The 23,188-nt window shown below is 68.4% G+C and carries 21 protein-coding genes and 1 pseudogene; 14 read left to right on the top strand and 8 right to left on the bottom strand.

Annotated elements, in window-relative coordinates:
* Positions 1-417: 417 nt before the first annotated feature.
* From D0D37_RS33080 to D0D37_RS33090, 3 genes are all read right to left on the bottom strand, one after another.
* A complete protein-coding gene (locus tag D0D37_RS33080) occupies positions 418-1,185 on the bottom strand; it encodes an SDR family NAD(P)-dependent oxidoreductase (protein ID WP_116204533.1) in 768 nt (255 codons plus the stop codon).
* Between the two features lie 97 nt (positions 1,186-1,282).
* The gene (locus D0D37_RS33085; RefSeq protein WP_116204534.1) at positions 1,283-1,951 is read right to left on the bottom strand and encodes a response regulator; all 669 of its coding nucleotides are present in this window, start codon (positions 1,949-1,951) and stop codon (positions 1,283-1,285) included.
* Positions 1,948-3,552 (bottom strand): sensor histidine kinase, encoded by a 1,605-nt coding sequence (locus D0D37_RS33090; protein WP_162834584.1) that lies wholly within the window; start codon positions 3,550-3,552, stop codon positions 1,948-1,950. Before D0D37_RS33090 ends, D0D37_RS33085 begins: the two co-directional genes overlap by 4 nt.
* A 165-nt stretch (positions 3,553-3,717) precedes the next feature.
* Here D0D37_RS33090 and D0D37_RS33095 point away from each other — a divergent pair, with 165 nt between their 5' ends.
* Positions 3,718-5,073, top strand: a complete 1,356-nt coding sequence (locus tag D0D37_RS33095; RefSeq protein WP_116204535.1) for a cation:dicarboxylate symporter family transporter — start codon at positions 3,718-3,720, stop codon at positions 5,071-5,073.
* Positions 5,074-5,173: 100 nt separating this feature from the next.
* Here D0D37_RS33095 and D0D37_RS33100 read toward each other — a convergent pair whose 3' ends face one another.
* Positions 5,174-5,575, bottom strand: a complete 402-nt coding sequence (locus tag D0D37_RS33100) for a winged helix-turn-helix transcriptional regulator (RefSeq protein WP_116204536.1) — start codon at positions 5,573-5,575, stop codon at positions 5,174-5,176.
* A gap of 116 nt (positions 5,576-5,691) precedes the next feature.
* Here D0D37_RS33100 and D0D37_RS33105 point away from each other — a divergent pair, with 116 nt between their 5' ends.
* A complete protein-coding gene (locus tag D0D37_RS33105) occupies positions 5,692-7,131 on the top strand; it encodes an MFS transporter (RefSeq protein ID WP_167493606.1) in 1,440 nt (479 codons plus the stop codon).
* Between the two features lie 63 nt (positions 7,132-7,194).
* Here D0D37_RS33105 and D0D37_RS33110 read toward each other — a convergent pair whose 3' ends face one another.
* Complete coding sequence (locus tag D0D37_RS33110) at positions 7,195-7,656, bottom strand: SRPBCC family protein (RefSeq protein ID WP_116204538.1); 462 nt, start codon at positions 7,654-7,656, stop codon at positions 7,195-7,197.
* 114 nt (positions 7,657-7,770) lie between these two features.
* Between D0D37_RS33110 and D0D37_RS33115 the strand changes: the two genes are divergently transcribed.
* A complete protein-coding gene (locus D0D37_RS33115) occupies positions 7,771-8,418 on the top strand; it encodes a fibronectin type III domain-containing protein (RefSeq protein ID WP_116204539.1) in 648 nt (215 codons plus the stop codon).
* Between the two features lie 100 nt (positions 8,419-8,518).
* On the opposite strand, the gene uvrA is transcribed toward D0D37_RS33115, so the two are convergent.
* Positions 8,519-11,380, bottom strand: a complete 2,862-nt coding sequence (gene uvrA / locus D0D37_RS33120; protein ID WP_116204540.1) for an excinuclease ABC subunit UvrA — start codon at positions 11,378-11,380, stop codon at positions 8,519-8,521.
* A 340-nt stretch (positions 11,381-11,720) separates the two neighbouring features.
* Between uvrA and D0D37_RS48180 the strand changes: the two genes are divergently transcribed.
* Positions 11,721-12,437 carry an RNase H family protein gene (locus D0D37_RS48180; protein WP_244223765.1) on the top strand — a complete coding sequence of 239 codons (717 nt, stop codon included), beginning with the start codon at positions 11,721-11,723 and terminating at the stop codon, positions 12,435-12,437.
* Here D0D37_RS48180 and D0D37_RS33130 read toward each other — a convergent pair.
* A complete protein-coding gene (locus D0D37_RS33130; protein WP_116204541.1) occupies positions 12,421-13,251 on the bottom strand; it encodes a YwqG family protein in 831 nt (276 codons plus the stop codon). The genes D0D37_RS48180 and D0D37_RS33130 overlap by 17 nt on opposite strands.
* A 77-nt stretch (positions 13,252-13,328) precedes the next feature.
* Between D0D37_RS33130 and D0D37_RS33135 the strand changes: the two genes are divergently transcribed.
* The 5 genes and pseudogenes from D0D37_RS33135 (at position 13,329) to D0D37_RS33155 (ending at position 17,772) form a co-directional block, all read left to right on the top strand.
* Positions 13,329-14,006, top strand: a complete 678-nt coding sequence (locus tag D0D37_RS33135; RefSeq protein WP_116204560.1) for an MBL fold metallo-hydrolase — start codon at positions 13,329-13,331, stop codon at positions 14,004-14,006.
* Positions 14,003-15,349 (top strand): restriction system modified-DNA reader domain-containing protein, encoded by a 1,347-nt coding sequence (locus D0D37_RS33140; protein ID WP_162834585.1) that lies wholly within the window; start codon positions 14,003-14,005, stop codon positions 15,347-15,349. Before D0D37_RS33135 ends, D0D37_RS33140 begins: the two co-directional genes overlap by 4 nt.
* A pseudogene (locus D0D37_RS48910) lies at positions 15,292-15,585 on the top strand (hypothetical protein); the annotation flags it as partial. The gene D0D37_RS33140 and the pseudogene D0D37_RS48910, both read left to right, overlap by 58 nt.
* A 191-nt stretch (positions 15,586-15,776) precedes the next feature.
* A complete protein-coding gene (locus tag D0D37_RS33150) occupies positions 15,777-16,838 on the top strand; it encodes a beta family protein (RefSeq protein ID WP_244223767.1) in 1,062 nt (353 codons plus the stop codon).
* 268 nt (positions 16,839-17,106) lie between these two features.
* Positions 17,107-17,772 carry a hypothetical protein gene (locus tag D0D37_RS33155; protein ID WP_116204544.1) on the top strand — a complete coding sequence of 222 codons (666 nt, stop codon included), beginning with the start codon at positions 17,107-17,109 and terminating at the stop codon, positions 17,770-17,772.
* 48 nt (positions 17,773-17,820) lie between these two features.
* On the opposite strand, the gene D0D37_RS33160 is transcribed toward D0D37_RS33155, so the two are convergent.
* Positions 17,821-18,606, bottom strand: coding sequence for a DUF1684 domain-containing protein (locus tag D0D37_RS33160; protein WP_116204545.1), 786 nt, complete (start codon positions 18,604-18,606; stop codon positions 17,821-17,823).
* 91 nt (positions 18,607-18,697) lie between these two features.
* On the opposite strand from D0D37_RS33160, the gene rnhA reads away from it, so the two are divergent.
* The 5 genes from rnhA (at position 18,698) to D0D37_RS33185 (ending at position 23,172) form a co-directional block, all read left to right on the top strand.
* Entirely contained in the window at positions 18,698-19,177 is a 480-nt protein-coding gene (gene rnhA / locus D0D37_RS33165; RefSeq protein WP_116204546.1) for a ribonuclease HI, read from the top strand.
* 3 nt (positions 19,178-19,180) lie between these two features.
* Entirely contained in the window at positions 19,181-19,597 is a 417-nt protein-coding gene (locus D0D37_RS33170; protein ID WP_244223766.1) for a hypothetical protein, read from the top strand.
* 56 nt (positions 19,598-19,653) lie between these two features.
* Complete coding sequence (locus D0D37_RS33175; RefSeq protein WP_116204547.1) at positions 19,654-20,007, top strand: DUF1801 domain-containing protein; 354 nt, start codon at positions 19,654-19,656, stop codon at positions 20,005-20,007.
* Positions 20,004-20,378, top strand: a complete 375-nt coding sequence (locus tag D0D37_RS33180) for a YchJ family protein (RefSeq protein ID WP_162834586.1) — start codon at positions 20,004-20,006, stop codon at positions 20,376-20,378. Before D0D37_RS33175 ends, D0D37_RS33180 begins: the two co-directional genes overlap by 4 nt.
* Positions 20,379-20,532: 154 nt before the next feature.
* Positions 20,533-23,172: a glycoside hydrolase family 2 protein gene (locus D0D37_RS33185; protein WP_116204549.1), complete on the top strand. Its 2,640-nt coding sequence runs from the start codon at positions 20,533-20,535 to the stop codon at positions 23,170-23,172.
* The last annotated feature ends 16 nt before the right edge of the window (positions 23,173-23,188 follow it).

Genomic DNA, 23,188 nt, shown 5'->3' on the forward strand with positions numbered 1-23,188 from the left:
TCTCGCTCGGATTGGTCTTTCCTTCGCAAGAACAACCATCCCAGGCCAGAGGGCATCTGCGCGTCCAGACACGGCCTACAACACCACAAACACCGGTGGATCCAGGTCAGATTCCCTCAAGGAGCCCCTCACAGCTTTCTGGCGGCGGCGATAGTCCGTGAGGGTCCCCTCCACGGACTCAGATTCCCTCAAGGAGCCCTTCACGGACCACCCCCCACCCGCAAACCCGACCACAACGCGGGATCGCGTCGGCGTCTGGAGGGGCAGGGCGCACGGCCCCCCGGGCCGGGCGCGCTGCCCCTCCAGACGCCGACCTAAAGGCGATCCCGCCCGCGACGGCGGAGCCGGCGCCAAAGACACAGTCTTGCCGCGCCCCCAAGCACAACTCCACCAAACCTCCGCGAGCCGTACAGGTCGTCAAACACCAACCGGCCCAAGAAACATCCCGCCACTAGCGTCAAGCACCTGCCCGGTAACCCACCGCGAGTCCGCCGACGCCAGAAACGCCACCACGTCAGCGATATCGCTCGTTTCGGCAACTCGCCGGAGCGCCGCCGCCCCCGCTGTCCCCGCGCGCATCCGCTCGTCGGCGAACATGTGCGCGGTGGCGTCGGTCGGCGTCGGGCCGGGGGCGACGCCGTTCACCGTGATCCCCCGTTCGCCGAGTTCCTGCGCGAGGCTGCGGCTGAACACGTCGAGCGCGCCCTTCGTCATGCTGTACGCCAGCTCGAACGGCAGCGCGATGCGCGTGTCCGCCGACGAGATGTTGACGATCCGGCCGCCGTCCCGCAGCACCGGCAACAGGCGCTGCACCAGGAAAAACGGTGCCTTCACATTCACCGCGAACACCCGGTCGAAGTCCTCCGGCGTCGCCGTGGTGATCGAGCCGGCGCCGCTCGCCGCGTTGTTGACCACGATGTCGAGCGCGACCTCGCCGGTGCGTTCGCGCAACTCCGCCGAGAGCCGGTCGACCAGCGTCGCCGCGTCCCCCTCGACGCCCAGCGTCGTCTGCACTGCGAACGCCTGCCCGCCCTTCGCTTCAATCGCCGCGACAGTGTCCTTGGCTGCCGCTTCGTCGCTGCCGTAGTGCACGGCGACCAGCGCGCCGTCGTGCGCCAGCCGCGTCGCGATGGCCCGGCCAATGCCCTTGCTCCCGCCGGTGACCAGTGCGATCTTCTGCGTCATTTCTTGCTCCCCTTAAGTGGTGTGAACTTCGATGTCCACACTTTCGGGGGGTGCGCTTACCGGGCGCGCACGAAGCGCTGACCGAGTCGGTAAGGGCTCAGCCAGGCTTCAGCCGGTACCAGACTTCCGGCCGTCCCACCTGCCCGTATCGCGGTTCGCGCTGTGCCAGCCCGTTGTCCGCCAGGTACTCCAGATACCGCCGCGCGGTCACGCGAGACGCCCCGATCGCGCTCGCCGCACCACCGGCGGACAGCCCTTCGCCAGCTCCGGCGAGCGCGTCGGTGATCGCGTCCAGCGTCTCCGCGCTCATGCCCTTCGGCAGCGGCGCGGCCTCGGTGGTGCGCAGCGTGCCGAGCGCGCGGTCGATCTCCGCCTGCCCGGTGACCTCGCCGGACGCCTCGCGGAACGACGCGTAGCGCTCCAGCTTGTCCCGCAGCGAGGCGAAGGTGAACGGCTTCAGCAGGTACTGCACGACTCCGACCGAGACCGCCGCCTTGACCAGCGCGAGGTCGCGCGCGGACGTCACCGCGATGACGTCGATCGGCAGCCCGGCCGCGCGCAGCGAACGGCAGACCGCGAGGCCGTGGGTGTCCGGCAGGTAGAAGTCCAGCAGGACCAAGTCGACGGGCTCGCGTTCGCAGAACCGCAGCGCCTCGCCGCCGGAATGCACGACGCCGGCGACCGCGAATCCGGACAGCCGCTCGACGTACAGCCGGTGCGCCTCGGCCGCCACCGGCTCGTCTTCCACCACCAGCACCCGGATCACGCCGACACCTCCTGCCTCGGCAACCGCACGGTGAACACCGCGCCGCCGTCCCGTCCGACGTCAATGGTGCCGCCGTAGCGCCGGACCGCCTGCACCACCAACGCCAGCCCGAGACCGTGCTCGTCTCCCGCCTTCGTCGACCACCCCCGGCGGAACATCTCCCCCACCGCGTCTTCCGGCACGCCCGGGCCGTTGTCCGCGACACGCAGCAGCAGACCGTCCTCTTCGGACCGTGCGGTGACCACCACCGCCGGGCGCGCGCCGGATTCCCGCACCACCGCGTCGATTCCGTTGTCGATCAGGTTGCCGAGGATCGTCACCAGATCCCGTCCGGCGACGCCGGGGCCGAGGTCGTCGATCATCGTGTCCGGCGTGATGGTGAACTCGACGCCGCGTTCGCTCGCCTCCGCGGCCTTGCCCAGCAGCAACGCGGCCAGCACCGGTTCGGCGACCGCGGTCATCACGCGGTCGGTGAGTTCCTGTGCCAGCGCGAGTTCAGCGGTCGCGAACTCCACGGCGTCCTCGGGACGACCGAGTTCCACCAGCGACACGACGGTGTGCAGGCGGTTCGCGGCTTCGTGCGCCTGCGACCGCAACGCTTCGGCGAGGCTGCGCGCGGTGGTCAGCTCGCCGGTGAGCGTCTGAAGTTCGGTGTGGTCGCGCAGGATCACGACGGTCCCCTGCGCGCGTCCGCCAGAGCTGACGAGCGTGGTGCTCACGACCAGCACCCGCGAGTCCGTCAGGTGCAGTTCCTCGGTGCGGTTTTCCGGTGCGGTGAACGCGGCCGCCAGCTCAGGCGACAACCCCAGGTCCGCGAGCGGCTGCCCGACCGGATCGCCGCTCAGCCCGAGCAGCGTGCGGGCACCGTCGTTGCACAACCCGACCCGGCCATCGCGGCCCACCAGCAGCACCCCCTCGCGGACCGAATGCAGCACAGCCTCGTGGTATTCGAAGAGATTGCTCAGCTCAGCCGGCGCGATCCCGCGCGTCTGCCGCTTCAAGCGGGCGCTCACCAGCCACCCCCCGCAGGCGCCCACTAGCAATACTGCCGCCGCGACGCCGAGCAGCGGCCAGACGCGCTCCTGCAGCTCGGCCGAGATCGCCGCGATCGTGATGCCCACCGCGACGAGCGCGACCACCCGGTGGTTCGCGTCGAACACCGGCACCACCACGCGCACCGAGGGGCCGAGCGAACCGGTGTAGGTCTCGGACACGACGCCGCCCTGCTGCGCCGCCTCGATGTGCCCGAGGAACCGCTGGCCGATCAGCGCCGGATTCGGGTGTGTGTAACGGATTCCTTGCGGGGACATGATCGTCACGAAGTCCACGCGCGTGTCCGCGAGCACCCGCTGCGCGTACGGCTGCAGCGTCGCGCTCGGGTCGGCGGTCGCCGCTGCCCGCGCGACGTCCGGCGCGTCCGCGATCGAATGGGCGACCGCGAGCGACTGCTCCCCGGCCCGGTCGGTCGTCGTGCGGCGCGCGTCCAGATAGGCGATAGTGATCCCGCCGGAGACGAGCACGAGCAGGATCGCCAGCTGCAGCACCAGCAGCTGACGGGCCAGGCTCCAGCGGCTCGTCCGGATCCGAGGTGTCGGGGGCACCCGCTCATACCAGCACACGCACGGGTCCGGCAGCACTCCGGCGCCGCTGCCGGGAAGTCCACACCGGACTTCTCCCGCCGCGAACTCAATGAACACAACCGTGACGCCGGTCATACCCGCCCCGCATAGTGACCCGCGTTCCCCCCACCCGAGCTGGAGGCAACGGTGCCGACACCGACCCCCGAGAACGCCGCAGCGGCCGCGCCCAAGCGCGACCGCACGCGTTACCTGTACCTGGCCGTGATCGCCGCCGTAGTGCTCGGCGTCGCGGTCGGGCTGCTCTGGCCGTCCGCCGGCAAGAGCCTCGCCCCGCTGGGCACCGGCTTCGTCAACCTGATCAAGATGATGATCTCGCCGATCATCTTCTGCACCATCGTGCTGGGCATCGGCTCGGTCGCGAAGGCGGCGAAGGTCGGCAAGGTCGGCATCACCGCGCTGGTCTACTTCATCGTGATGTCGACGTTCGCGCTCGCGATCGGGCTCGTCGTCGGCAACCTGCTGCACCCGGGCAGCGGCCTGCACCTCAACCCGGCCGACGTGTCGAAGGTGCACCAGCAGGCCAAGGGCGGCGAGGGCGGAGTCGACTTCCTGCTCGGGATCATCCCGAAGACCTTCGTGTCCGCGTTCACCGAGGGCCAGGTGCTGCAGACGCTGCTCGTGGCGCTGCTGGCCGGGTTCGCGCTGCAGAAGCTCGGCAAGCGCGGCGAGCCGATCCTGCGCGGCATCGAGCACGTCCAGCGGCTCGTGTTCCGCGTCCTCTCGATGATCATGTGGGCCGCCCCGGTGGGCGCGTTCGGCGCGATCGCCGCGGTGGTGGGCGCGACCGGCTGGGGCGCGCTGCGCAGCCTGCTGGTGATCATGCTCGGCTTCTACCTGACGTGCCTGGTGTTCGTGTTCGGCGTCCTCGGCGCGGTGCTGTGGCTCGGCGCACGGGTCAACATCTTCAGCCTGCTGCGCTACCTCGGCCGCGAATTCCTGCTGATCCTGTCGACGTCCTCGTCGGAATCCGCGCTGCCGCGGCTGATCGCGAAGATGGAGCACCTCGGCGTCAGCAAGCCCGTCGTCGGCATCACGGTGCCCACCGGGTACTCGTTCAACCTCGACGGCACCGCGATCTACCTGACGATGGCGACGCTGTTCATCGCCACCGCGCAGGACCAGCCGCTCGCGCTCGGCGAGCAGATCACGTTGCTGCTGTTCATGATCATCGCGTCGAAGGGCGCGGCGGGCGTGAGCGGCGCCGGCATCGCGACCCTGGCCAGCGGCCTGCAGTCGCACCGGCCGGAACTCGTCGACGGCGTCGGCTTCATCCTCGGCATCGACCGGTTCATGTCCGAGGCGCGGGCGCTGACGAACTTCGCCGGCAACGCGGTCGCGACTGTCCTCATCGGATCGTGGATGAAGGAATTCGACCGCGAACGCTCGCAGCAGGTGTTCACCGGCCAGGCGCCGTTCGACGAGGCGACCCTGCTCGACGAGAAACCGGCCGAGCCCGCTCCGCCAGTCCCGGCGAACGCCTGAGACCCAGTCCGCGCCCGGGCCCCTTCCCTCCGGGTGCGGACTGTTTCGGCGCCGCGGCCGTGCACGTCCCCCGTGCGCACGGCCGCGGCGCCTTTCCATTTCAGCAAGCAGTGCGGCCGTCGTATCCCTGCCGCGAAACCGCGATCGCCTCGCGGTGCCGCTCCGCCCAGTCGACGAGCCCGGACAGCGAGTCGTACAGCTCGCGCGCCATCTCGGTGGCCTCGTATTCGACCCGCGGCGGCACCGTCGGGTAGACCGTGCGCGTCAGCAGGCCGTCGCGTTCCAGGTTCCGCAGGGTGAGCGTGAGCATGCGGCGGCTGATCCCCTGCACCGAGCGCTCGAGTTCGGTGAACCGCACCGGGCCGCGCGTCGCCTCCAGCAGGATGCCGATCACCCACTTCCCGCTGATCCGGTTCACGACCTCCATCACCGTGCACACCGCGAATTTCGCCGGGTCGAAGTCCGTGGCCTCGTCGGTCACAGCGATGTTCCCCTGGGACATGAAAGTGCCTCCTTCCGCCGTGCTCCATGGTCACACATGATGGGCACTGTAACAAGAGATGCCCTGGCTGCGACCAGCGGAAACTCTCCCCTGTGCCGGTTATGGAGGACTTTGTCATGCCCGAAACCGCTCGGCATCGCGGCGCGGCGCTCGCCGTGCTGTCGGCCGCCTCGCTGATGGTGGTGCTCGACAGCTCGATCGTCGCGGTCGCCCTGCCGGTGATCCAGACCGACCTCGGGTTCAGCGCGCCCGGGCTCGCCTGGGTGGTCAACGCCTACCTCGTCGCGTTCGGCGGCCTGCTCCTGCTGTCCGGCCGCCTCGGCGACCTCGTTGGACGGCGGCGGGTGTTCCTCGTCGGCATCGTCGTCTTCACCGCCGCTTCGCTGGCCGCCGGCTTGTCGCCCAACGCCACGACGCTGGTAGTCGCGCGGTTTATTCAAGGCGTCGGCGGTGCTCTGACGTCAGCGGTCGTCTTGGGAATGATCGTGACGCTCTATCCCGAGCCGCGCGCCCGCGTCCGCGCGATCGGCGTGTACAGCTTCACCCAAGCCGCGGGCGCGTCGATCGGCATGGTCGCCGGTGGTGCGCTCACGCAGGGTCTCGACTGGCACTGGACCTTCTACATCAACCTGCCCATCGGCATCGCCGCACTAGTGCTGACTCCGTTGGTCGTCGCCTCCGACCGCGGCCTCGACCTGCGCACCGGCATCGACGTCCTGGGCGCGCTGCTGGTCACCGCTGGGGTGATGCTGCTGGTGCTGGGGATCGTGCAAGCAGGCGACGCAGGCTGGACCTTCCTGACTATCGCGACCCTTGCTTCGGCCGTCGTCCTGCTTCTGTTGTTCCTCGTGCGCCAGTCCCGGGCGCGAACTCCGTTGCTGCCGCTGCGATTGCTCCGGGTGCGCGCGATCAGCGGCGCCAACCTGACCATGGTCGTGATGGTCGCCGGGTTCCTCGGATTCCAGTTCGTCACCGCGTTGTACCTGCAGCAGGTCCTCGGTTTCGACGCTCTCGCCACGGGTTTCGCTTTCGTCCCGACGCCGGTGATGATCGCCGCCTTCTCGCTGGGTCTGGCCGATTGGCTGAACACCCGGTTCTCCCCGCGCGCGGTCCTGGTCGCCGGTCTGCTGACGACGTCGGCCGCTTTCCTGTACCTGACCCAAGTCCAGACCGAGGGCGGTTACGCGTCGCACGTGCTGCCGTCGCTGATCCTGATGGGCGCCGGGGCCGGAATGGCGATCCCGGCGCTGATGGGCTTGGCGATGTCCGCCGCGACCCCCGAGGACTCCGGCGTGACGTCCGGGTTGATCACCACGACCCAGCAGGTCGGCGGCGCACTGGGGACGGCCGTGCTGGCCACCGCCGCCGCGGCCCGGACGGCCGAGTTGCTGGGCGGCGGCGCTTCGGAGAGGGAGGCGCTGGCGTCGGGGTTCCGGGTGGCTTACGGCTTCAGCGCCGGATTGACCGCTCTCGCCGCGATCCTCGCCGCGGTGCTCCTGGGCCGCCGGGCCGCTGTGGCTCCCGCCGACACCGCCGCCGAACCGGTCGCATCCTGACCCGGCGCCTCGTGAGTGGCGATGCCGGTTCTAACCGGGATCGCCACTCACGAGACCCCAGCACTAGGTCCCCGCGAGGTAACCGGCCAGTCCGTGGTGGCCCCGCCGCATCATCCACGCGTGATTGGCGCGGAAGAACGGCCGGGCCACCGCGTCCAGCCTGCGCAGCAACGGTTTCCGCACCTGAACGTGCTGCGTGATCTCCAGCCGGGCGCCCCCGCGCTCGGCATGGATCGCCCCGGCGAGCACCCCGTCGAGATCCCCGCTCAACCGGACCCGCACCCGCAGCCCCGTCGCGTCCTGCTGCTCCCGATGCATCGCGATGACAATCCGATACGGCAACCGCGACCGGCAGACGATCCGGGCGGTGTCGTCGTCGACCTGGCTCACTGCCTGGACGTCCGGCCACCACCGCGGATAGGACTCCAGGTCGACGATCGCGTCGAACACCCGTCCCGGGACGGTGGGCAGCCACCAGTCGCTCCGGAACGAGTACTCGGCGTCCCTCTTGTTCTCGAGGACCACAGGCCGCCCCTCTCTCCCGATCAGCGGAACGCGTGCTTGTCGATCTTGACCGCTGTTTCCTAGGCTGGCCATCCCCCAGGTACGCCGCCGCCCGAACCATCGAGGAGGCCTGCCGTGCCCACAGTCGCCCGGACCGCTCTGGCCGCGCTGCTGACCGCGACGCTAGTCGGCTGCGGCACCGCCGCGCCGCCGCCGGCCGCTCCCGCTTTCACCGCGACCCTCACCTCGCCCACGAACGTCGTCCTGCACTGGCCCTCCGACCCGGCCGCGGCGGGATATCTCCTCGAATACGCCAACGCCGCCGACGGCCCGTGGACCGCGCTGCAGTACCTCCCGCCCGGCCAGACTTCTTATACCCACCCGAACCTGATCCCGGAAACGCCGTTCTACTACCGAATCCGTTCTTTCGCCGGTCCGGTATCGGCGACTGTCACGGCAGACGATGCTCCTGCACCCGGTACCGCTGCTCCTTCGGCGAACGCTGCCTCGCAGTCCGCCCCGACCGATCTCACCGCGACGCCCGCCCCGGACCAGAGCCTGCACTTCGCCTGGACCGACCGCTCGACCGACGAAGCCGGTTTCCTGGTGGAGATCCGCCGCCCAGGCGCCCCGGATTTCGCCCCGGTCGAGGTGACCGATCCCAACGCGACGCACTGCGCACTGTCCCTGCTGCCCGGCGAACAAGGCTCGGCCTTCCGGATCCGCGCCCTGTCTTACGGCCCGCTCTCCCCCGTTGTCGAGCGCACGACCGGGAAGGACTGATCCTTCCGCCGCGCAGCAAAGAGCCGCCCGATACTGGACCGGGCGGCTCTCCCTGTCGCGCATCGTCGCGGAGCGCGGCTGAGTGCGGGCAAGCCGCGCGTCAGGCCGGGTTCAGCACCCCCGCGAGGAACTCGCCGGTGTAGCTCCCCTCGGTGGCCGCCACCTGTTCCGGCGTTCCCTCGGCGATCACCATTCCGCCGCCGGAGCCGCCTTCCGGGCCCATGTCCACGATCCAGTCGGACGTCTTGATCACGTCGAGGTTGTGCTCGATCACGATCACCGTGTTGCCCTTGTCCACCAGGCCGTTGATCACGCCGATCAGCTTGCTGATGTCCTCGAAGTGCAGGCCGGTGGTCGGCTCGTCGAGGATGTAGACCGTCTTGCCGGTGGAGCGCTTCTGCAGTTCGCTCGCCAGCTTCACGCGCTGGGCCTCGCCGCCGGACAGGGTCGGCGCGGGCTGGCCGAGGCGCACGTAGCCGAGGCCGACGTCGACGAGGGTCTGCAGGTGCCGGTGGATCGCCTTGATCGGCTCGAAGAACTCGGCCGCCTCCTCGATCGGCATGTCCAGCACGTCGGACACCGTCTTGCCCTTGTAGTGCACCTCGAGCGTCTCCCGGTTGTACCGGGCGCCCTTGCACACCTCGCACGGGACGTAGACGTCCGGCAGGAAGTTCATCTCGATCTTGATCGTGCCGTCGCCCGCGCACGCCTCGCAGCGCCCGCCCTTGACGTTGAACGAGAAGCGGCCCTGCTGGTACCCGCGGACCTTCGCCTCGGTGGTCGCGGCGAACAGCTTGCGCACGTGGTCCCACACGCCGGTGTAGGTGGCCGCGTTGGAGCGCGGCGTGCGGCCGATCGGCGACTGGTCGACGCGCACCAGCTTGTCGACGTTGGCGAGGCCGTTGACCCGGGTGTGGCGGCCCGGGACCTGGCGCGCGCCGTTGAGCTTGTTCGCCAGCACCTGCGCGAGGATGTCGTTGACCAGCGTCGACTTGCCCGACCCGGACACGCCGGTGATCGACACGAGACAGCCGAGCGGGAACGACACGTCGATGCCGCGCAGGTTGTGCTCGCGCGCGCCCACGACGGTGAGCTGCCGCTTCTTGTCGACCGGCCGCCGGATCGCCGGGATCTCGATCTGCCGCCGCCCGGACAGGTACGCGCCGGTGATCGATTCCTTGTTCTTGAGAATCTTCTTGTACGGGCCGCTGTGCACGATGTGCCCGCCGTGCTCGCCCGCGCCCGGGCCGATGTCGACCACCCAGTCGCTGGCCCGGATGGTGTCCTCGTCGTGCTCGACCACGATCAGCGTGTTGCCGAGGTTGCGCAGCCGCGTGAGCGTCTCGATGAGCCGGTGGTTGTCGCGCTGGTGCAGGCCGATCGACGGCTCGTCCAGCACGTACAGCACGCCGACCAGCCCGGAGCCGATCTGCGTCGCCAGCCGGATGCGCTGCGCCTCGCCGCCGGACAGGGTGCCGGACGCGCGGTCGAGCGACAGGTAGGTGAGCCCGACGTCGAGCAGGAAGCGCAGCCGCGCCTGGATTTCCTTCAGCACCGCGCCCGCGATCATCGCCTCGCGCGGGCCGAGCACCAGTTCGTCGAGGAACGCCGACGCCTCCGCGATGGACAGCGCGCAGACCTCGGCGATCGACCGGTCGCCCTGCGTCGCGTGCTCCAGCGTGACCGCGAGGATCTCCGGTTTGAGCCGGGTGCCCTGGCAGGCCGGGCACGGCACCTCGCGCATGTAGCCCTCGTACCGCTCGCGCATGTACTCCGAGTCGGTCTGCTCGAGGCGCCGCTCCAGAAACGGGATGACGCCCTCGAAAGCCGCGTAGTACGAGCGCTGCCGGCCGTACCGGTTGCGGTAGCGGACGTGCACCTGCTCGTCGACGCCGTGCAGCACCGCCTTCTGCACCTTCGCCGGCAGCCGCCGCCACGGCGTGTCCATGCGGAACCCGACCGCCTCCGACAGCGATTCCAGCAGCCGCAGGAAGTAGTCGGCGCTCTGTCCGCCGGCCCACGGCGCGATGGCTCCTTCGCCCAGCGACAGCTCGTCGTCGGGCACCACCAGTTCCGGGTCAACCTCCTTGCGGATGCCGATGCCGGTGCACTCGGGGCACGCGCCGTAGGGCGAGTTGAACGAGAACGACCGCGGTTCGAGGTCTTCGATCGCCAGCGGGTGGCCGTTGGGGCAGGCCAGGTTCTCGGAGAAGCCGCGCACGCGGTGCGGGTCGTTCTCGTCGAGGTCGACGAAGTCCAGTTCGATCAGGCCGTCGGCCAGCCGCAGCGCCGTCTCCACCGAGTCGGTGAGCCGCTGCCGGGCGCTGGTCTTGACCGCGAGCCGGTCGATCACCACGCCGATCTGGTGCTTTTCCTGCTTCTTCAGCTTCGGCGGGTCGGTGAGCGGGTGCACCGTGCCGTCGACGACCACGCGCGCGTAACCCTGCTGCTGCAGGTTCTGGAACAGGTCGAGGTACTCGCCCTTGCGCCCGCGCACGACCGGCGCGAGCACCTGGAACTTGGTGCCCTCGGGCATCTCCAGCACCTGGTCGACGATCTGCTGCGGCGTCTGCTTGCTGATCGCCTCCCCGCACTTCGGGCAATGCGCCTTGCCCGCGCGGGCGTAGAGCAGCCGCAGGTAGTCGTAGACCTCGGTGATGGTGCCCACGGTCGACCGCGGGTTGCGCGAGGTCGACTTCTGGTCGATCGACACCGCGGGCGAGAGGCCCTCGATGAAGTCGACGTCCGGCTTGTCCATCTGCCCGAGGAACTGCCGCGCGTACGCCGACAGCGACTCCACGTACCGCCGCTGTCCCTCGGCGAAGATCGTGTCGAAGGCAAGACTCGACTTCCCCGACCCGGACAGGCCGGTGAACACGATCATGCTGTCGCGGGGCAGATCGAGATCCACGCCGCGGAGGTTGTGCTCGCGCGCTCCGCGAACAACGAGGCGATCAGCCACGCCTTCGTTCCTTCCGTCGTTCTGCTCGGTGGCCCGCCGGGAGATCCGGTGCCGGCGGACGCGCCCAGGGTAAGGACGACCACCGACAAAAACCGGACCGCACGTGTTCTGCCTGGGCTTTTCCGCTCTCCGGGGGCCGGGGGACGCGGCCTGCGGCGAGGTCGCCGGACGCGGTCGGAGGCCCCGCGCGGCAGAGCGGATGCGCGGGCTGGCCCGGTTCCACGATACAGGTCGGCGACGAACGCCCGGCCCGGGTGCACGGCTGCCGGGACCGGCCCGGGAGCGGTGTCTTCCGGCGGGTTTCGCGAAAAGTGTCGGCCGCTGCCGATACGTTCGGGGGGTGGCGAGCGACGAAGCCGGAGCGGTGCGGATCTACGCGGTGGGGCAAGGCAGTGACAGCCCGGGCCCGGGCGGATGGTCCGTGCTGCTGAAGTACGGCGAGCACCGGAAAACCCTCACCGGCGGGGCGGCGGAGACGACCGCCGACCGCATGGCGCTGACCGCGGCGGTGGAAGCACTCGAAAGCCTGAAAAGGCCGGTCCGCGTGCACCTCTACAGCGACAGCGAGTATCTCCGCACGGCGCTGGCTGACCAGGTGTCCGACGACCTGCTCCCCCGGCTGCGCACCTGCGCCGCTCGCCACGAGATCACCTGGCGGGCACTCGAGGAACCGGACGCCCGCGCTCTGCTCGCCGAACTCGCCGGCCGCGCGACGGAAGCCCGCCCCATCGGGCGGCCTGTCGCTCCGCCGGAGGACGACGAGTGCCGCCACGGCATGACCAAGGCGTACTGCGCCGACTGCAGGCAGCTCGACGCCGGAGTCCTGCCGACCGGGTACCGCACGGCAGGCGGCAGCGCCTACCACAACGACGCCGACTGCTACTGGCTGCGCAGAGGCCAGCAGCGGCAGGAGCGGATGGGCCGCGACACCCACGAGATCGTCCGCATCGCCTGGGCGTCGGTGATCCCGGGCGAACTCGAACCGTGCGAGCACTGCTGCACGCCGGAGTGGCTGCAGCGGCATCGGCGCGGCTCAGGACTCAACCGCTCTGCATGACGCACCGGACCCGGTCGAACCGGCCCGCGGCGAGGTCGTCCTCGCGGATCAGCCAGTACAGAACGCCCGCGTCGCCCCACATCACGCCCGCGTCGCCGTCGCTGTCGATCTGGGCGAGCAAAGCCCAGCGCAGCGCTTCGTCGGCGAGTTCCGACTCGCCCGCGTCGTCGGGCAGGACCGCCGCGGCGACCTCGTCCTCCGGCGGGCCCTGGACCGGCCAGGAGCAGCCGCCGATCTGGTGGTACGGCGCGGAAGACGATTCCCGGAGCAGGTCGAAGAACTCCGCGGACCAGTTGTTCGGGTCGGAGAGCGGAAGGCCGTCGCGAGCGAGCGTGCGGCGCAGCACCTCCTGCGCGGAGTTCGGGAAAGTACCCGCGACTTCCGCGGACAACTCCAGCCGCGGATAGACGTCGACTCCCTCCGGAGCGGTCCGCTCGGCAGTCTCGGCGTCGGCCGGGACGACCACGACCCCGCCGAGAGCCGTCAGATCGACCGGGGCGTCGGCCTGGAACCAGTCGTCGCAGTAGAAGAACAGCAACGAACCCGACGCGGGCAGCTCGATTCCGCCGGGCACCCGGGGCAGCGCCGCGCAGTCCACCGAGGCGACGAAATTCATCGGCAGCTCGCCCCGCCAGACTGGCCATTCCACGTCCGCGGGCAGCGCCGGGTTCCCGCCGAGACAGCCGACGCGCGCGCCGCTTCCGCCCGCGGTCAGCCGGACCGCGGGCCGGAACACCGTTCCCCAGGCCTCGGCCACGTCCGGCGGAAGGTTCTCGCGCGCCAGCTCGGCGAGCGGGTCGATCCAAGAGGTCATGCGAAGATGTTGACAGCAGGCGCCGACAAAACGGCCACGTGGTCGCCGCGCGGGTGATCCGGCTACCGTGGGGACTCGTGAACATCGCCGACACTTACACCGGACACGTCGAACCGGGCGGCGACGCCGCGCGCCGGACGCTGGACGGGCTGACCATCACCAAGCTCTCCGTTGGGCCGATGGACAACAACGCGTACCTGCTCGTGTGCCGCCAGGAGAACGAGGCGCTGCTGATCGACGCGGCCAACGACCCGGACCGAATCTCCGACCTGATCGGCCACGGCCCGGACCGCCCCGCGCTGCGCACCGTCGTGACGACCCACCAGCACCCCGACCACTGGCAGGCGCTGGGCGCGGTCGCCGGAGCGAACGGCGCGAACACCGCGGCGCACCCGCTGGACGCGGAACCGCTGCCGGTGCCCCCGGACTTCCTGGTCGAACACGGCGACACCCTGAAGGTCGGCGCGGTGACGCTGGAAGTGATCCACCTGCGCGGCCACACGCCCGGGTCGATCGCGCTGCTGTACCGGGATCCGAAGGGCCACGGGCACTTGTTCACCGGGGACTCGCTGTTCCCAGGCGGTCCTGGGCGGACAACAAGCCCGGAGGACTTCACGAGCCTGATGGAAGACTTGGAGACCCGGGTCTTCGGTAAACTACCCGATGACACCTGGTTCTATCCTGGTCACGGGGATGATTCCACGCTCGAGGCAGAGCGTCCCAAGCTCAGCGAGTGGAGGGAACGCGGTTGGTGAACTCGCAGCCCCTGGAAAGCCGTCGCGAGAGCATTCGCGATCTCCTGGATGCCGAACTAATCAGCGCGGGCGACCGACTGCGGTTCGCCCGCTCCAGGGTAGGCGAGGAACACATCGCCACCGTTTCGCCAGAAGGGCGCATCGTCCTACCGGATGGCACTGAGTACGACACCCCCTCGGACGCAGCGAAAGCAGTCGCAGGAACACAAGTCAACGGTTGGATCGTGTGGCGGACCGACGCAAACCGGACGTTGGCATCCTTGCGCAATCAACTGCGCGATACCACGACAGGCACCGCTCAGTCAGATACGCCACACCAGTACCTGAGCGAGATCAGCGAACAGCTGGAAGCAGGCGAGTCCGTCTCGGTCACAGTCCGCGAACTACTCAGGCACTGGAACGCACGGAGCCGCGGAACCCGCATCACCCGACGTATCGAGAAGGATCTCGCCAGCCAAGGAATACGGACGTTCCCGCATTTCCGTGACATCACACTCGATTCGCTGGTTCGATTCGCCATAGTCGATGTCGAGGAAACTTCGAGCCCGACAAACAACAGCGCACTCAAAATGCACACGCTGACCTCATCCGAGGACGAGAACGAGGACAGCGATCCTCCACAGAACGGACTCAAGGTCGGCAACCTAGCCTCCGCGCTCGGCGGAGTCACCTCCGTAACACGGGATAACACCATCGATCAGGCGATCACTCTGATGCAGATCGACGACTTCTCCCAGCTGGCCGTCTTGTCTCCCAACAGGCGCAACTTAACCGGCGCGGTCACCTGGAAGTCGATCGCCATCGCGCGGCACATCAATCCGAACGCAACACTGCGAGATTGCATTATCGACGCTTCGGAGATCTCTTATAACCAGGAGCTAGTGGACGTTCTGGGCGTACTGCGAAGTGTCGGATTCGTCTTCGTCCGCAACGAGGTGAACGAAGTCAGCGGCATCGTGACGGCAGCCGACCTGGCGAACGCCTATGGAGATATGGCAACGCCGTTCTTCCTAATCGGAGAACTGGACAAACTGCTGCGCCACATAGTTAGCAGCCATGTCCCTTTTTCGGATGTCGTAGCCCTGTGCGACCCATCGGGGTCTCGTGAGATTAAGTCTTTCGACCAACTGAACATGGGCGACTACGAACGCACTCTGCAGAACCCGGACGCTTGGAACCGCCTGAATACCAAGCTGGACCGGGCACTCTTCTGCAAACGCCTCGAAATGATCCGGGAAATCCGTAACGACATCATGCACTTCAATCCAGAAGACATCCTATCGAACACTGTCGAAATGCTCCGCAACTTCTTGCGCATGATACGGCTCAACATGCCCGCCTGACCGGCTCGACGACCTCCGAGATCACTGTCGAACCGTTGCCCACGCCCACCGGGTTCCCGGGCGGGGTCAGGAAGACTTCGTTGCCGGAGGACTTCGCGTCTTTGCTGGACGACGTGTCGTCGCGGATCTTCGACGAACTGCCGGACGACACGTGGTTCGACCCGGGACATGGGGATGATTCGACGCTGGGAGAGCAGCGGCCGCACCTGACCGAGCGGCGCGAACGCGGCTGGTGAACTGAAGTAGCGCGGACCCGCACCCTGGACACGCCCGGTGCGGCTCCTTTTTCGCCCACCTTCGATCACAATTAGTTAACAACCCGTCACTCACATCACCTGACCGGCGGGCAGCCAAGCACCCGATCATCGCCGACACTGAGCTTTTCGGGCCGAATGGCTGTCCACGGGGAGGTGGGTAATTGCAAGCCGTGCCGCCGTTGGTCGCGCTCAAATGCAAAAGCGGCGAGCTGTCCGCACTCCGCGATCTGGAGAAAGACAGTGCCCCGCGGGTTCGCTTCGTGGTCGAACTGCTCGATTCCGTGACGCTCGGCGGCGATGTCTTCCGCGATCTGATCAAAGCCGCTCTCCATGTCACCGACCTCGGACGGACGTTGTGGATCGATACGACCTGGTTGACTCCCGCGAGTCCGCTCGCCCAACAGCCGGGCGGAGCGTTCGAGTTCCTCGAAGGCCGCATCGAATCCGCCTTGCCGGAGACTTACGGGCTATTCGTCCCTGAGTTCCCCGGCCTGGTTCCCGTTGTCGCGGCGACCGCTTCGGACGACGAACTGCGCCGGGTGCGGCTCCTGGTCGAACATCGGGACCGCGACGTGGCAATCCGGGTGCACCACCCGCAGACCGCAGACCTCGATCTCCCCGGCCGGATCCGGCGGATAATGCGGCTGACCGGGGCGCGACCTGGGCACGTTCACGCGATCGTCGACTCCGGGTTTCTCGAAACAGCCGAAGCCCGCCGTATCGAAGCTGCCGCGAAATCGACAACGGTCGCGCAAGATCTCCTCGGCCCCGCGACCGTCACGGTCCTCGCCGGGTCAATTCCGGCCAAGCGCGAAACCTACGCGACGACCGAGCGCCTCCGCTCGGAAGTGTCGCTCTGGAACGGAGTGCGGCAAGAAGGGCAGGAAGCCGGTTACGGAGACTACGGCGTCGCGCATCCCGTTCCGCCGGCCGGCGGTTCCCAGGCCCGGACACCTAATCCCTATCTCTGCTACACCGTCCCGCGCAAGACAGTCATCCTCCGGCGGAAACTCGAGTCCGACGACGCGCGAGCCGAGATGTTCAGCGATTTGGTCGACGAACTAGTCGAACGCGCAGATTTCGCCGGATCCGGCTATTCCTGGGGAGACCACGAACTCGCTCGGTGCCGCCGCCTCGGCGGGCGAACCGCAGCTTCGGTTCCCCGCTGGGTCTCCATGGCTACGTCACACCACCTGGAACACGTCGCACGCCGGTCCGAGGCGGATCTCTGAGCTATTCCACGACGCAAGCCCGGGCCTCGGAGGAGTCTGTGCGACCTGCTCCACCTAATGTCCTGACAGAGCGGAGCATCAAGCCGACGCGCTTCCGCCGTCCGCTGGTCTTCCCATCGTTTTGTCCCGTGTCGACCAGGACCGTCCTGGAAATCCCAAGTGTGCCAAGGGAATTCGCCCGTAACCTTGCGCGGCGCATTGCCCAGCCGGTCTCCAACGAGTACGCAGACGAAGGTCAACTTTCGCGGCATCGGATTCGGGGAGCGGCATGACATCGCAGCTGTGGTCACGGCGGACGTTGCTAGGCGGCGCGGCAGGCAGCGCGGCACTGCTCATCACCAGTTGCGCGTCGAAGCAAGCCAAAGCAACAGCCGCGGCCCTGCCTCCCGCTCAGCCAGGCGGGGCGCGCGTGATGATCATCCGGCACGCCGAGAAACCGTCCGGGTCTGGTGGGCCGCAAGGGATCGACGTGAACGGCAATGCCGATTCCCACTCGCTGACTGTCCGCGGCTGGACCCGGGCCGGTGCGCTCGTGGAGTTGTTCGCACCAGCAACGGGTCCCATGCGGGAAGGGCTCGCCAGGCCGACGGCGGTCTACGCGGCGGGCGGCGACGGAGGCGAGGGCACCCGGCCGCGGGAGACTGCCGGGCCGGTGGCGGAGCGGCTGGGCAAAACCGTCCTGACGACCTACGGCAAGGGCAGCGAAAACGCGCTCGCCGCGGAGGTCGCCCGGCGGACGGAGCCGACGTTGATCAGTTGGCAGCACGAGGAAATTCCCGCGCTCGCCGCGGCGTTCGGCGCGACAGCGCCGCAAAAATGGCCGGACGACCGGTTCGACGTCGTCTGGGTGCTGACCCCGGCCGGGTCCGGCTGGACCCTCACTCAAGTGCCGGAACTGCTCCTGGCCGGGGACAGCGCTGAGCCGATCAAGTGAGTGCGTCCGGCAGCGGGGCCGGACGCAACTGACCCAATCAGCCAAACCTCACTGCCGCTCGAAGGGCAGCTTCTCCCCCGCCTCCACCGCGAACGGCAGGTGGTTCCCCTCCGGCGGCAACGGGCACGTGGCGAAGTCCGTAAACGCGCACGGCAGGTTCACGGCCCGGTTGAAGTCCAGCGTCACCGTCCCGTCCGCGGCGGCTTCGGCGACCGGCAGGGAACGGTTCGCGGCGTAGGTAGTCACCCCGCTCGTCTGGTCGGTGAAAAGAATGCTGTACCCGCCGGTCTTGCCGTTGAACGCGGTCAGCGTGTGCTCGACGCCGTCGCGCTCGAAGACAACCCGGCCAGGCGCGGTGTAGACATGCGACAGTCCTTCCACGACCGCACCAACCGTCGTCGGGCGTGGTTCGTCGAAGGCTTCGAAGCGCCCGGTCAGGACCCAAGCCGGGTCGGGTTCGTACGCGGGTACGCCGTGGAAGCCTTGCAGCACAGGCGCTTTCGGGTCGTGCACGCGGATCAGGTAACCCGACCGGCGCGCGACCTCGATTTCTACCGAGCCAGCCGTCACCCGGGTGCCCGCGCCGCTGTTCACCAGCTCGAAACGGTGGACGTCAGTCAGCAAAGCGCCGTCATGCCGCAACTCCCCGCCCGCCGGGTCAACGTAGGCGGCTTCGTCGTCCTGCCACCATCGGCCGGGCAGGCCGGGGTACGTCCGGGGCGCGTTCTCGAGCCAGTCGAGCGACACCAGCGCCAGCCAGCCGTACGGGTCGGCCAGCGTCTTTTCCCGCTCCGCTTTCCAGTCCTGCCACGCCTGCGCGAACTCCACGGCCATGTCCGGATCCCTTCGGTGAGTGTCCTCGGCACAACACCGTCCCCGGCATGGCATTCCGGCTCCCACCACGTGAGAACGGTAGGGTCGCCGGGTGGCGGAGCAGACGGAACAAGCCGTGGAGATCTACACCGACGGCGCGTGCAGCGGCAACCCCGGACCCGGCGGCTGGGGCGCGCTGCTGCGCTACGGCAAGCACGAGCGCGAGCTGTACGGTGCCGAGGACACCGTCACCACCAACAACCGCATGGAGCTGATGGCTCCGATCCGCGCGCTGGAAAGCCTCACCCGCGAGTCCGTGGTGCGGGTCTACACCGACAGCACGTACGTCCGCAACGGCATCCTCCAGTGGATGCCGCGCTGGAAGAAGAACGGCTGGCAGACGCAGGCGAAGCAGCCGGTCAAGAACGCCGACCTCTGGCAGCGCCTCGACGCCGCCTGCGGGCGGCACGAGGTCGAGTGGCTGTGGGTCAAGGGTCACGCCGGGCTTCCGGAGAACGAGCGCGCGGACAAGCTCGCGGTCAAGGGATCGCAGGAAGCCGCGGCTGCCGGGGTGCGCCGCGCCCGCGGCTGAGCCGTGCGGATCAACTCCCGAGCTTGGCCTTACCGGTTCGACGAGGTTCCGTGGACCGAGATCGCCGCTCGGTTTCACAAGACGGCGGCGGCGCATCCGGAGTTCCGCCACCTCGCGGACATCGTCGACAGCGTTCTGGCCTGCGAAGGCGAGCACCGGCTGGCGGGACTCACCTCGATGCACGATCTGGTCGTCGCGGCCCGCCCGGTTCCGGATGAGCCGCCCATCGCGGTCGTGGTCGTCCGGTCGCCTTTGTCGGGCCAGGTGGGCGCGGGCGGGGTGTATATCGAGCATCAGTCCGCGACCGGCTACGACGATCGGATTTTCCGGCCCAGCGCAGAGGCGGTACCGCTGTTCTGGCGGTTCATGATCGAGAAGTTCGGCGTAGCGCCCGTCCACCGACAAAGAAATTCGTCTTGACAAGAAGAATCTTCGGAAGGCAAGCTCGGCAGCACCAACCGCCGAGAGGACAAGCCATGCCGAAGTTCACGACCGTCGCCGAGTACGTCGCCGCGCAACCCGAAGCGCTCCGAGAGGTCTACGCCGCCCTCCTGCCTGTGCTCGACGACGCGATGCCTGACCCGGCCGTCCTCTACCACGGCGCTCCCACCTGGAAAGCAGGCAAAAACCCGGTCTGCCTCGCGAAGGCGTACAGCTCGTACGTGACGCTCGCGTTCTGGCGCGGTCAACTGATCACCGGCGGCGACCTCGAACCGGGTGCCCGCGAGATGGCGCACGTGAAGCTGCGCAGCGCCGAGGACGTCGACGCCAAGCAGATCGCCGCCTGGGTGCAGCAGGCTCTCGCACTGGAGACAGAATCAGCGGCGTGACCAACCCCTGCCCCTGCGGGCTGCCCGAGCCCTACGCCGACTGCTGCGGCCGGTTCCACCGCGGCGACCAGCAAGCCCCGACTGCCGAGCGGCTGATGCGGTCGCGGTACTGCGCGTTCGCCGTCGGGGAACCGGATTACCTGCTCGACACCTGGCATCCGGACACCCGGCCGAAGCGGCTGCGGCTCGACCCGGCGCAGGAATGGACCCGGCTGGAGATCCTCGGCCGGACCGGCGGCTCGCTGCTGCAGAACGAAGGCACCGTCGAGTTCCGCGCGCACTACCGCTACCAGGGCCACGACGAATCCCAGCACGAGAACAGCCGGTTCGTCCGCGAGGGCGGGCGCTGGTACTACGTCGACGCGCTCTGAACCCAGGCGAAAATCGGGCGAAAAGACCCCGTCGAGGTCTGTTCCCGGACGCTCCGGGCGGCTACCATCACCGGCAATCGTTAAGGAGCTTTACTAACAATCGCCGCCGCCAGGAGTTCGAGGAGGACCGCTCGTGACCCCACGCCGGCCAAGAATGCCCGGACGGCTGTTGGCAGTCGCCGCCCTGACCGCCGCGTTGATCCCCGGCGTCGCCGGGGCCGCTTCGGCCGGGCCGGAGCCCGGCCAGGCCGCGATTCCCGGTTATCTCATCCAGTCCTCGGCCAAGGTGTCCGACGACGCCTCGGTGTCGAAGCCCGGCTTCGACGCGAAGGGCTGGTACCCGGTCGGCTCGCAGTCGACGGTCTACGCCGGACTGCTCGCCAACGGCCGCTACTCCGACCCGTTCTACTCCACGAACATGAAGAACGTGCCCGCCGCGGACTTCAAGGTCCCGTGGTGGTACCGCTCCGACATCAAGGTCGCCGACCCGTCGCAGCGCACCTACCTCGACATCAGCGGCGTGCTGTCCAAGGCCGACATCTGGGTCAACGGCACTCGCGTCGCGACCAAGGACGAGATCAACGGCGCCTACACCCGGCACGACCTCGACGTGACCAAGCAGGTGCACGAGGGCGTCAACAGCGTCGCGTTCAAGGTCTACCCGAACGACCCGAACAACGACCTGTCGATGGGCTGGATCGACTGGGCGCAGACGCCGCCGGACCAGAACATGGGTCTCGCGCGCGAGGTCGTCGTCCGGCACAGCGGCCCGGTCGCGCTCCGCGGCGCACACGTCGTCACCAAGCTGAACGTGCCCGCGCTCGACCACGCCGACCTCACGGTGAAGGCCGATGTCCGCAACGACTCCGACGCGGCGGTCCGCGCCACGGTGTCCGGCACCGTCGCGGGCAAACCGGTGAGCCAGGACGTTTCTCTTGCCGCGCACGAGAAGAAGACGGTCTCGTTCCCGGTGATCGGCGTCGACAAGCCGCAGGTGTGGTGGCCCGCCGGAATGGGCGGACAGCCGATGCAGCAGCTGGACCTGACCGCGACCGTCGGCGGGACGACGTCCGACGCGAGCCGCTCCAGCTTCGGCATCCGCGACGTCAAGGCTCCGCTGAACTCCAGCGGCGGGCGGCAGTACGTCGTCAACGGCAAGCCGCTGATGATCAAGGGCGGCGGCTGGTCCCCCGACCTGCTGCTGCGCTGGGACGCGGGCCGGGCGGCGGACAAACTCGCCTACGTCAAGAACCTCGGCCTCAACACGGTGCGCCTCGAAGGCCACATCGAGCCGGACGCGTTCTTCGACCTCGCGGACCGGATGGGCGTGCTGACCATGCCCGGCTGGGAATGCTGCGACAAGTGGGAAGGCCAGGTCAACGGCGACGAGAAGGGCGAGCCGTGGACCGAGGCGGACTACCCGGTCGCCAAGGCGTCGATGACCGCCGAGGCCGAGCGGCTGCGCGACCACCCGAGCGTGCTGTCGTTCCACATCGGCAGCGACTTCGCCCCCGACGCGCGGATCGAAAAGGGCTACCTCGACGCGCTGTCCGCGGCGGACTGGCCCGCGGCGGTGATCTCCGCGGCTTCGGCCAAGGCTTCGCCGAAGCTCGGCCCGTCCGGGATGAAGATGAACGGCCCGTACGACTACGTCCCGCCGAACTACTGGTACGACAAGGCGCACAAGGACGCGGGCGGCGCGTGGAACTTCAACTCCGAGACCAGCGCCGGGCCGGACATCCCGACGATGGACACGCTCAAGCGGATGATGACGCCCGCCGAGCTGGAAACGCTCTGGAAGAACCCGGCCGCGCCGCAGTACCACCGCTCCGAGTCGGAGACCTTCGCCAATCTGAAGATCTTCGGCGACGCGCTGGCCGGCCGCTACGGCAAGCCGACGAGCCTGGACGACTTCGTCCGCAAGGCGCAGCTGGCGCAGTACGAGAACGTCCGCGCGGAGTTCGAATCGCACTCCCGCAACTTCACCGACTCCAAGGACCCGTCGACCGGGCTCATCTACTGGATGCTCAACAGCGGCTGGACGTCGCTGCACTGGCAGCTGTTCGACGCCTATCTGGACCAGAACGGCTCCTACTTCGGCGCCAAGAAGGCGAACGAGCCGCTGCACATCCAGTACTCGTACGACACCAAGTCGGCTGAAGTGGTCAACTCCACCACGAAGAAGGCGTCCGGCCTCACCGCCACCGTCGAGCTGTTCAACACCGACGGCACGAAGAAGTTCTCCAAGACCAAGAAGGACTTCTCGGTCAACGGCGGCGGCGCGCACGCGAAGGCGCTCGACATCGGTTCGGTCAGCGGGCTTTCGTCGACCTACCTGGCGAAGCTGGTGCTCACCGATTCGGCGGGCAAGGAGGTCAGCCGGAACGTGTACTGGCTGTCCACCAAGGACGACAAGCTCAACTGGAGCAAGTCGGACTGGTACTACACGCCGACGTCGTCGTACGCCGACTTGTCCGGGCTGTCGAAGCTGGGCGCGGCGAAGGTGGCCACCACGGCGACCTCGGCACCGGGTCCGGACGGCACCACCGTCACCACGGTGAAGCTCACCAACACCTCGTCGGGCAAGACGCCGGCGTTCATGGTGGACACGCACCTGGTGGACAGTGCGGGCACGCCGGTGCTTCCGGTCAGCTGGTCGGACAACCAGGTCAGCCTGTGGCCAGGCGAATCGGTGACGGTCACCGCCACCTACCGCACAGCCGACCTGCACGGCTCCGCGCCTTCGGTGCGGGTCGCGGGCTGGAACACCGGCACGCAGACCGTTCGAAGCTGAGACTCGTGAGTGGCAA

The organism is Amycolatopsis circi, assembly GCF_003385235.1.
Taxonomy (GTDB): domain Bacteria; phylum Actinomycetota; class Actinomycetes; order Mycobacteriales; family Pseudonocardiaceae; genus Amycolatopsis; species Amycolatopsis circi.